Here is an 11,269-nt window from a genome sequence, read left to right as displayed (position 1 = left end):
CCCCCTTGGCCCTGTTGGTCATTAGCTCCGTGCTGGCCATTTTTGGATTGTATTTTCTCTCCATATCCACGGGCTGGTATATTTTTGTTGCCGCTACTTTGTACGGTCTGGGCAAAACCTTCTTCTGGCCTACTACCTTGGGAGTGGTCGCCGAGCAGACTCCAAGAGGTGGGGCCCTTACCTTGAACGCGGTGAGCGGCATTGGCATGTTAACGGTTGGTATGTTGGGGGCACCCATTATCGGGGCTTTCCAATCCAATTCGCAGATCGAACAATTACAGGCGTCCCAGGAATTGGCCCTGGCCGCCCCAAAAACCCTGTTGACGGACGGGCAGGTGGATCTGCCCTTAAGGGATGAGACCATCTATTCCATCATCGATTTCCAGACGGTGGATATGGAGGAGTTCCAAGGGGCTGTGGAAAATACCGATAATTTACAAGAAATAAATACACTGGTAGCCGATCTAAAGACCAAGGGGACCCAAAGGGCCCTGGCAAAGGTCATCATCTTCCCTATGATCATGTTGGCCTGTTATCTGATCTTGATTTTCTACTTCAGGACCAAGGGAGGGTATAAGCCTGTTGTGCTGGAAAAAAACTAAGTTGAAATAAAATGATGTTCGTCTTGACAAGGAGTAAATTGTTCCAAGGGGAAAGATTTTTAGGATTAGTAGTTGAGTTAGTTTAGTTGGTAAAGGAACAATGGGAAACTATTGTTCCTTTTTTTATCTAATGGAAGCGTTAATAATCAATATGCTTAGAAAGCTTGTTAAAAATTATAACAAAAAACTGTTTGTCATTTTTAAATTCCTCCCTGATTTTTTTAAATGCTATCCTCATTTGACTTTCCACAGTTTTTTCAGAAACATTTAGTTTCAAGGCAATTTCCTTATATTTTAAACCATCCCTTTTATTGAGTAATAATATCTCCCTGCACTTGGGAGGTAATTTGGCAACAACCAATTTTAATTTTTGAATTTTATGGTCGACGTGGCTTACTTCCTCCATTAAGCTTTCTTTAGCCATACTGTATTTAAGCTCATCAAAGATTTTATTTTTCAGTTGATCTTTTCGGTAAAGGTCTATGAAGGAATTATAGGCGGAAGTGAATAGAAATTGTTTTAAGGTCGGGCTATCTATTAAATCAGGACGTTTTTGCCATAATGTAACAAAACAATTTTGGACAATGTCCTTAGCTTGATCATGATTGTTGGTTAAAGTTTTTGTATAAGCCAGTAGTGGACCATAAAGTTGTTCAAATACCGATCTAAAATCCTCTTCCATCTTCTGCATAATAGTCTAACAAACCTTCAAAGGGAAGGCATTAAGTGTAATAATCTGCTTAATTAATGCAAATATGGAATTTTTTTTTATTTTTTTTAAGGGTATTTCATTTTCTATTCGTTTATATTTTGAATACGGTAATTTAACGTGTCTTTAATTAACAATTAGATAAATTGAAAAATTTAATAGATAAATTTTTAAATGACTCCATTAATGGTGTGGAAAGGGAGAGACTAAAGGTGTGGTTGGAAAAAGAGAAGAACCAAACAAAGTTCAAGAACATTCTGGAAAGCCATTATGAAATTAATTTAGGATTGCAAGAGATTGATTTGGAAAAGGACTATTCAATATTGTTGAAAAAACTTTTAAGCCACAAAATTGCTAAAAGGCGACCCTCTACTACGTGGTACAAAATTGCAGCTATTTTTATTGGAATACTAGGATTGGGATACCTTATGTATTTGACTACTAAAAATCTTAATGAAATCTATGTTGATGAAAATACAATCACAATAATGCAGGATAATGGAAACATGCATTTGATTAAGGAAGATGGCAGTATGGAAATTGTAGATAGTAAAGGCAACGTAATTGGAAAACAAAATGGTTCCCATTTGGATTATAGAAATATTGTTGCTGGAAATTCCGATGGCGCGACAAATGAATCCCTGACATATAATGAGTTGATAGTTCCGAATGGAAAAAGAATGAAGTTGATTTTATCTGATAGTACTATAGTCCATATTAATTCCGGTACCCGTCTTAAGTATCCCGTTAAATTCATAATGAATCAGGAAAGAAAAGTGTTCTTGGAGGGAGAAGCGTTTTTTGAGGTAACTAAAAGCAAAACGGATGCTTTCATAGTTAATACTGATAAACTAGATGTTCGTGTATTAGGAACCAAATTCAACGTAAGCTCATATCCTAACGACGAAGTGGTAAACACGGTATTGGTGGAAGGTTCGGTTGAGTTAAATGCAACTAAAAGCACGGAGAAAGATGACGAGAAATATTTATTGATGCCCGGGCAAATCGGCTCTTGGAACAAATCTGTAAATAATATGCGGATTGCAATTACGGATGTCGATGAATATACCTCTTGGATCAATGGACAGATCATATTCAAAATAAGACCGTTTCCTGAAATTATAAAAGTGCTGGAGAGGCATTACGATATTTCCATTACCAACAATTACAAATTGTTGGAAAATCAACAATTTTTTGCAAAGTTCGATACTGAAACTATTGAACAGGTAATGACTTATTTTCAGAGTAGTATTCCCTTTTCATATACCAGGGTAGGGGATGACATTATAATTAACGAACCATAAAACCGGATGCCTATGATTAAAATTCTTTTTTAGCCTTACCTTAAAATAAAAAAATCGGAATATGCTCTAACATATCCCGATAGTAAAAGGTGATTAATAAAATAACCACAAAAACGTATACAAAAATATGAATAAAAAAATTATTCGTTTGGGGATAGTATGTCTATTATTTCCCAATATCAGTTTAAAAATGAAGTTGACCACTCTTTTTTTAATAATAGCCTTTTTTAGAATAGAGGCTAGTACCTACTCGCAAAATACCAAAATTACATTGGACTTGGATGCCGTAAGTATTATGACTGTATTCAATGAAATTGAAGCTAAAAGTGAATTTAAGTTTTTGGGCAACCAAGATGTGCTTGACATGGAAAGGCTTGTTTCTATCCATGTTAACAAAGAACGAATCGATAAAATATTGACCGATTTATTTAGAGGGACAGACATTACTTTTAAAATTATTGATAGACAGATTATTTTGAAAAGAGGAAAACCTAAAATTCCCTTAATAAATTCAACGGACATTGGGTTAAAGGAGGTTAAAGATCAGAATACAATAACTGGAAACATAACCGATACAAATGGTACGCCCCTGCCAGGTGCCAATATTCTTGAAAAAGGCACTACCAATGGAACGCAGGCTGATTTTGACGGGAATTTTACAATTTCTATCGAAGATGAAAATTCGGTATTGGTAATTTCTTATGTTGGTTTTGCTACAAAAGAAGTGAACCTCAATGGACAGACTAATCTTAGCATAACTTTGGAGGAAAGCGCTGCCGGTTTGGAGGAGGTAGTTGTTATTGGTTATGGTACTGTAAAGAAGAGTGATATAACCGGATCTGTTTCAGTTGTTACTAATGAGAATTTTAATGATGGAGCTATTTCATCAATTGATCAGGCATTGTCGGGTAATGTTGCAGGTGTCCAGATAAGTCAAACCAGTTCTGAACCGGGTGGTGGTGTTTCTGTGCGAATTCGAGGGGCAGCTTCAATCAACTCTGACAACTCTCCATTATATGTTATAGATGGTTTTCCTATTGATAATACTTCCTCGATCGGGTCGGCAGGGGGCGCAGGAACCTCCGGAAATCAAAATCCAAAGAATCCACTTAACTCGTTAAATCCGAATGACGTAAAATCGGTTGAAGTTTTAAAAGATGCTTCGGCTACAGCCATTTATGGTGCAAGGGGAGCCAACGGAGTAATTTTGATTACTACAAAATCAGGAGGTGAAGGAAAAACGGTTGTGAATTATGATGTCTATTCTGGTATTCAGTCAATTGCCAAAAAAGTTGATGTTCTTAATACTAATGAATATATAAAAGCACTTAATGATATTTCAATAGATAGAGGAGAAACTCCTATTTTTTCTGATAGTGATATCCAGGCTATTGGAAATGGGACAGATTGGCAAGAAGAAATTTTTAGATCTGCACAGATTCAGAATCATAATCTGTCCATAGGAGGAGGAGGGAGCGGAACTAAATACTACCTGTCGGCAAACTATTATAATCAAGAAGGAATTCTTAAGAATACGGATATGAAAAGGTATATCCTTAGATTAAACTTAACTCAAAATATAAGTGAACGTCTAAATATTGACCTTAGGTTGAATACAAGCTTAGTTAAAGATAATGCAGCGCCAATTGGTAGTGGGACCAATGAGGGTGGTGGAATAATTTATTCGGCTATGATGTACGACCCTACCTTGCCAGTGTATGATGATAATGGGAATTTCACCCAATCCAATGAGCTACTTCTAAGTAATCCGGTTAGTATTCTAGAGGGTGTTTCTAACGAAGTTGAAACCAACAGGATATTTGGAAACTTAATGTTGAATTATAAAATCTCAGATGAATTATCGACTAAAATTAATGTTGGCTCGAATCGTACAATGGCCCGAAGGGACACGTATAATTCCAGCATAACTCTTTCCGGCGCGGCCAGTGGTGGAAATGCTTTGATTACATCTTCAAATGATTCTAATATATTACTTGAATATACTTTAAACTATTCGAAAAGTTTTGAAAAGGGAAGTAGTCTCAACGCGGTAGTTGGAACCACCTATGAAGAATTTGTTAGCAGAGGGTATAGTTCACAGATAAGTCAATTTCCTTCAGATTCCCAATCAACTAATAATTTAAGTTTTGGTAATGGAGATTTAGATAATGTAGGAAGCTTCAAATCGAAGAATTCACTTATTTCTTATTTGGGACGGGTTAATTATAACTTGTTGGATCAATTTTTACTAACCGGATCTATACGTATTGACGGATCATCCCGTTTTGGAGACAATAATAAATTTGGGTACTTTCCTTCTTTCGCTTTTGCATGGAAACTTAGTGATTATAATTTCGTGCCGGAATTGTTAAATGTATTAAAGTTAAGAACTAGTTGGGGTGAAATAGGCAACCAATCTATTGGAAATAACAATTCAATTGTCACTTACTTTTCCGCTGGTACAGCTGTGTTCAACTCATCTGCCTATGGTGGTTCAGCTCCTTCACGAATAGCTAATCCAGACCTAAAATGGGAAACTTCTGAACAATTCAATATTGGATTGGATTTTGGGATGTTTAATAATAGAATCACAGGAAACGCAGATTATTTTGTTAAGAATACCAGGGACATGTTGTTTGCCCTTCCATTACCTCCATCCTCTGGTTTTAGTAATAAATTGACCAATCTTGGCGGGATGAAGAATCATGGATTTGAATTACTTTTAGATTTAGGAATTATTACCAGTGAAAATTTTCAATGGGATACATCAATGAATTTTTCAGCGATTAAAAATGAAGTAACCAGTTTAGGAGGTCTAGATGCCCAAATACGGGGGAATGCTCCAAGAGCTGGGAATAGTACGATTGTTAAAGAGGGGTTGCCTTTGGATTCATATTATGGATATAGGGTTCTTGGATTGTTCCAAACCATGGACGAAGTGGCTAATTCGGCACAACCACAATCCCAACCAGGTTTTCCAATTTTCGAGGATGCAAATAATGATGGGCTTATTAATTCGGATGACAGGGTTGTTTTAGGAAGTCCTTTCCCCGATTTCACATTTGGCATTAAGAATTCATTTACTTATAAAAATTTGGGACTGGACATTTTTATACAAGGTCAAAGTGGAAATGAGCTATTGAATAATAATGCCATTGAATATATGTATGCCTCTAATTTTAGAAGAAATAGATTTGCAGGACAAATTGAAGATCGATGGACACCCCAAAATCGGGATGCTAAATGGCCATCCGCTACCAATCCTAGTTCTTATGGTGGTGACAAGGTCAATAGTCTTGCTGTTGAGGACGCTTCTTATGTCCGACTGCGAACCGTGAAACTTAATTATTCAGTACCAATGCCTAAAAACAGTTTCATAAATGCGGCCAATATTTACATTACAGGTGAAAATTTGGTAACTCTTACTAATTATTCTTTTTTAAACCCTGAGGCCAACGTTTATGGCAATAGCAATGTTCGTATTGATTTTAATTCCTATCCCGTAGCAAGAACTTTGATTTTAGGACTCAATTTTAAATTTTAAAAAAACAAGATATGAAACTAAAAATTATAAGCTTAATATCCCTCTGTTTTCTGTTATTCATGGGCAGTTGTGAAAATATGATAGAAGAGGAAATTTATTCTGACCTAACGGAGGAGAATTTTTTAACTACTGAAGCGGGAATTTCCGCTGTTTTGAATCAGGCATATGTCGAAGCACAGCAACCGGGACAGTTATATGAACATAGGTTTTCTGAATCGGCCATTAATTCTGGAATTGCGTATGGTACTGGGGGTAGTTTTCAGGCAAACACAGCTGTTCCATTCCGGGATTTTACTTGGACTTCAAATTATAATCACTTTTCCACTAGATGGAATAGTTATTATCAAGGAATCAGAAATGCGAATATTATCATAGATAACCTTGCGGACAATGAAAGCCTTTCATTAGAATTTAAAACTCAGACTACGGCAGAGGCAAAGGCCTTGAGAGGATATTTTTATTCCCTGTTGTTGCAAAATTATGGTTCAATACCTCTCCATACATCTATCCTAATAAATGAATTTCAATTACCCCGGTCCTCAGAGACAGAAATACAAGAGCTTATTGAAGCTGATCTTACAGATGCCATTGGTGTATTGCCTGTATCCCAAAATTTATATGGTAAATATACAAAGGGTACGGCCCTGGCAATCCTATGTAGGTATTATATGAATACCAAACAATGGCAAAATGCTGCAAACACTGCAAAAGATATAATGGACTTAAACCAATATGAATTATTTCCGGATTATGTAAGTCTTTTCGGTCATGACAATGAGCAAAATAGTGAGGCTATATTAGTACATCCTCGAACTGTAGCTATTAATGGGGGCTCAACTGTCACCGCTATGATGACGCCTCCTGATGTTCCATTATTACCCAATCAGGGAAATTATGCCATGCGATTACTGGTTTTTGATGAATTTATTGACTCCTTCGATGAATCCGATAAAAGAAAGGACCTATTTGTTACACAATATATCAACAAGAGTGGAGATTTGGTGCAAGGGTATGGCAATGACATGACTTATATTAATAAATATCCGCCTGATCCAAATGGTTCCGGTTTTGGTAATGGAATTGATTTTATGGAAATACGTTATGCCAGTATACTTTTATATAGAGCGGAGGCTTTAAATGAGCTTAATGGTCCTACCCAAGAAGTCATTGATTTAATAAATATGGTTCGCTCTAGGGCTAATGTACCATTACTTTCTGTTGGTGATTTTGACCAGTCATCACTGCGCGCACATATATTAAAAGAAAGATTTTGGGAATTTTGGTTTGAGGCAAGTGAAAGGGAGGATTTGATTCGTAATGGAACTTTTGTTACCCGCGCTCAAGAAAGAGGAGTTGTTGCAGCGGATTATCACACCTTGTATCCTATACCTCAAGATGAAGTTGATGCAAATACAAAATTAAATCAAAACCCAGGGTATTGAAAATATAGTTTTTAATGTTTTTTAAATATCTTATTTCACTAATTTGAGTTGACGATTGGGGAGGAAATTTGATGAAATTCTCCCCAATTGAATTCTTTGTGATTTAAGAATAGGAAAATAACTTGGGATTACTTTTGAGGTTTTCAAGTGATATTCTATTCAAGTGAGTTTCATAACATGCTGAAACCTTCTTCCATTAATTCTAAGTTCCTGCTTTAGGGGGGTAATTAATATTTTAAGAAAAAACCGAAAAATATAATTTATGTCTACAATAATTAATTTTAATATGAGAATAGTCTTGGGTGTTCTAGGTACTATTTTTTTTGGTTGTCTTCCAAATAATACATCAGCGCAAACAAACAAACCAAATTTTATTATTATTTTGACCGATGACCAAGGTTATAACGATTTAGGTTCATTCGGTTCACCACTTATTAGAACTCCGAATATTGATAAATTGGCAAAAGAAGGATTGCGTTTGACTAGTTTTTATGCCCAACCTATATGCGGACCATCAAGAACTGCATTACTAACCGGGTCTTATCCACTAAGAGTAGCAGAGGTGAACAATACGAAGAGAAGCCACCCAATGGTTCACCCAGATGAAATACTGCTTCCCGAAATACTTAAAGAAGTAGGATATAGGAGTGCCTGTATTGGAAAATGGGACATCAATGGACATAAACAAGATTTTGAGCAAGAAGAATTATTACCCACAAGGATGGGCTTCGATTACTGGTTCGGTACCCCGTCCAGCAACGACCGCGGAATTAACGTTGTTTATAGAAATGAAAAAATAATTGCCAGTAAAATTACGGTTGATACCATAACTCAAATTTACACATCTGAAGCCTTAGAATTTATAGATAAAAATAAAGCTAATCCCTTTTTTCTATACCTGGCTCATAATATGCCGCATACAAGATTGGGTGCAAGTAAAGAATTTAAGGGAAAATCCAAGTTCGGTCTTTATGGTGATGCTATAGAAGAAATTGATTGGAGCGTGGGAGAAATAAAACAAAAATTAATCGACCTTGGAATCGAAGACAAAACTATAATTGTATTTACTTCAGATAATGGACCTTGGCGAGCAAGGGGGACTCATGGGGGATCAAGTTTTCCTTTACGGGGCAATAAAATAAGTACTTGGGAGGGTGGTGTTCGTGTACCATGCGTCATTTGGGGAGGAGATAATTTAAAATCGGGGATTGTCTCAGACCAGGTCACTTCAACTATGGATTTGTTTCCTACCTTCGCCAGTTTGGCTGGAGCTAGCTTACCGGACACTCTTACCCTAGATGGGCAGGATATCACTTCCTTGTTGGTTACTAATGGGCGAAGTTCGGAATTGGAAGAATTGTATTACTATTATGTTGACACCCATTTGCAGGCGGTTCGTTCAGGGGAATGGAAATTGGTTTTGCCCAGACCTAGAGCCCCGGAATGGATTCCGTTTGCAAAAAAATCTTTGTGGAGACATGAGGATATGGAGGCTGTTCGTGCTATGGAATTGTACAATCTTAAAAATGATGTTGGTGAAAGAAGAGATGTAGCACAAGATCATCCAGACATTGTTCAACGTTTATATGAATTGATTACTAATGCCAGAAGTGAAATAGGTGACTATAATATTATCGGTCAAGGTGCAAGATTTTATGATAATGGAGAACGAAGACCTGATGTAAAAAATTGGCAATCTAAGTCTATAGATAGTATAGACAGAAATATTAAGCTTCATCCATTTTATAACGACGGTGCTAGAAATTTATAGGATAAGCTGTAATTGGTATGACTTATAATTGGAAACTAAAAACACGTGTTAATCACATTTATAATTATGAAGAAACATTCAACCAAATCGTATTTGTCAAAAAAGGTGCTAAGTTATTTTTCATTTCGAATATGGCTACTGGGAGCATTAATATTTACCTTGAGTTGTAGCGCTCAAAAAGCGAATTTTTCAACCTCCCTTTTCGACGGGACCACGCTTAACGGCTGGAAGACCGTAAAAGAGGAAAATGCCAAATTTTGGTCCGTGAAGGATAGTGTCATCACGGGTGGTGATGGGGTAACCAAAATTCCTACGAATACCTATCTGCATACCACCAAAAGCTTCGGGGATTTTGAATTCCGGGCCCTTTTCCGTTTGACCGGGGACCATAGCACCGGTCTGATCAACAGTGGAATCCAGTACCGCTCCATTATAAAGGATAATAAGATTATCGGCTACCAGGCAGACATAGGCAAAGGGTATTGGGGGGATATTTATGACGAGCACCGCCGGGCAAAACTATTGGGAGGCGATCTTAGTACCCTGAAACACATCCTGAACGAGGATGGGTGGAACAGTTACATTGTTAGATGTATAGGGAACAAGCATGTAACGTATATCAATGGCATTAAGACTGCCGAGTATATCGAAAAAGATCCCAATATTCCGTCAAAAGGAGTCATCGGCATACAATTGCACAGTGGCGGAAATGCCAAGGTAGAATTTAAGCATATAACAATTACGGAGCTTTAGAGCTTAATAATCATTATAAATTAGGGAGAACACATGGGAATTAAAAGGAAACTACTTTTATACGGCTTTGCTTTGGCCTTAACCAGCCTGGGATGTAAGGAAAAATCGGATTCGGCCAATTCGGGGGACAATAACGGAAGCGATTATCCTACCCTCAACAAAAAAACGCATTCGTCAAGAACGGCAATACTTTCGCCGGAAGAGGAATTGGCGGGTTTTAATGTACCTGACGGCTTCGTGGTAGAGTTGGTGGCCAGTGAAAAGGACGGTGTGGTGAACCCGATCCATATGGCATTTGACGATGCCGGTAGGTTGTGGACACAGACTGCGGAAATGTATCCCCTGGATCCGGTATCCGATATCGCTTGGCGGGACCTGCTAAAGTTGATGGACGATCCTGCAGCCCAGGAAAAAGATCCCAATTTTAAAAGGATTTTGGACCTGTACCGCGGGAATACCAAAGGAGAGGATAAAATTTTGGTGCTTTCCGGACTTTACGGAAAAAGTAGGGTCAAGACCAATGTCTGGGCAGACGGACTTGCCATTCCCCAGAGTATATTGCCCTATAAAAATGGTACCTATGTGGCCCAGGGATCCGAACTGTTCTTTCTGGAGGATACGGACAAAGATGGCAAGGCGGACAAGCGCACGCCTTTGTTTACCGGGTTTGGCTATACCGACACCCATACCATGGCCCATGTTTTGGTCCGCGGCCCGGGAGATTGGATCCATTTCAGCCAAGGGGCCCTGAACAAGGGGGAGGTGAGCTCACTTAAAAGTGATGCCAAGATACGTCTGGACTTCAGCAAAATTGCACGTTTCTCCCTAGATGCGAAAAAGATAGAACTGGTAAGTTCTGGATTGAACAATATCTGGGGCTTCAAGTTAAGGGGCAATGGCCAATGGTATGGCATGGAAGCCAATGATCTAGGGTATTCGGTTGTGCCCATGGAACCTGGAACAGGTTTTCCCGGTATAGGTAGGGAACGTCTAAGGCCCTACCAGCCATGGATGCCGGAACTGCACAAATTCCGTGTTGGTGGGACGGGTATGTCCGGTGTTGCCTTTTCGGACGATCTGGAGGGATCTTTTCCCAGTGAATGGAAAGATGTGGCCTTTATTGCCAATCCCATAACCAGTGAGA

The 11,269-nt window shown here is 38.0% G+C and carries 7 protein-coding genes and 1 pseudogene; 7 read left to right on the top strand and 1 reads right to left on the bottom strand.

Annotation, left to right across the window (positions count from 1 at the left end; genetic code table 11):
- Positions 1-602, top strand: a pseudogene (locus tag BUA60_RS23145) (hypothetical protein); the annotation flags it as partial.
- A gap of 139 nt (positions 603-741) precedes the next feature.
- On the opposite strand, the gene BUA60_RS22635 reads toward BUA60_RS23145, so the two are convergent.
- Positions 742-1,284 (bottom strand): RNA polymerase sigma factor, encoded by a 543-nt coding sequence (locus BUA60_RS22635; RefSeq protein WP_218587963.1) that lies wholly within the window; start codon positions 1,282-1,284, stop codon positions 742-744.
- A 173-nt stretch (positions 1,285-1,457) separates the two neighbouring features.
- Between BUA60_RS22635 and BUA60_RS22630 the strand changes: the two genes are divergently transcribed.
- The 6 genes from BUA60_RS22630 to BUA60_RS22605 all read left to right on the top strand — a co-directional run.
- Positions 1,458-2,615 carry a FecR family protein gene (locus tag BUA60_RS22630; protein WP_072865841.1) on the top strand — a complete coding sequence of 386 codons (1,158 nt, stop codon included), beginning with the start codon at positions 1,458-1,460 and terminating at the stop codon, positions 2,613-2,615.
- A gap of 127 nt (positions 2,616-2,742) precedes the next feature.
- Entirely contained in the window at positions 2,743-6,159 is a 3,417-nt protein-coding gene (locus tag BUA60_RS22625) for a TonB-dependent receptor (RefSeq protein WP_072865839.1), read from the top strand.
- 11 nt (positions 6,160-6,170) lie between these two features.
- Positions 6,171-7,601 carry a RagB/SusD family nutrient uptake outer membrane protein gene (locus tag BUA60_RS22620; RefSeq protein ID WP_072865837.1) on the top strand — a complete coding sequence of 477 codons (1,431 nt, stop codon included), beginning with the start codon at positions 6,171-6,173 and terminating at the stop codon, positions 7,599-7,601.
- A gap of 262 nt (positions 7,602-7,863) precedes the next feature.
- Entirely contained in the window at positions 7,864-9,372 is a 1,509-nt protein-coding gene (locus BUA60_RS22615) for a sulfatase family protein (RefSeq protein ID WP_084532735.1), read from the top strand.
- A 66-nt stretch (positions 9,373-9,438) separates the two neighbouring features.
- Positions 9,439-10,125, top strand: coding sequence for a 3-keto-disaccharide hydrolase (locus BUA60_RS22610; protein WP_072865833.1), 687 nt, complete (start codon positions 9,439-9,441; stop codon positions 10,123-10,125).
- A 33-nt stretch (positions 10,126-10,158) separates the two neighbouring features.
- A partial coding sequence (locus BUA60_RS22605) for a DUF7133 domain-containing protein (RefSeq protein ID WP_218587962.1) occupies positions 10,159-11,269 on the top strand: 1,111 nt, incomplete at its 3' end.

It is taken from the genome of Arenibacter palladensis (assembly GCF_900129275.1).
GTDB lineage: Bacteria > Bacteroidota > Bacteroidia > Flavobacteriales > Flavobacteriaceae > Arenibacter > Arenibacter palladensis.
The sequence above is the reverse complement of the archived record's forward strand: the minus strand, read 5'-3'. Positions and strand labels throughout refer to the sequence as shown.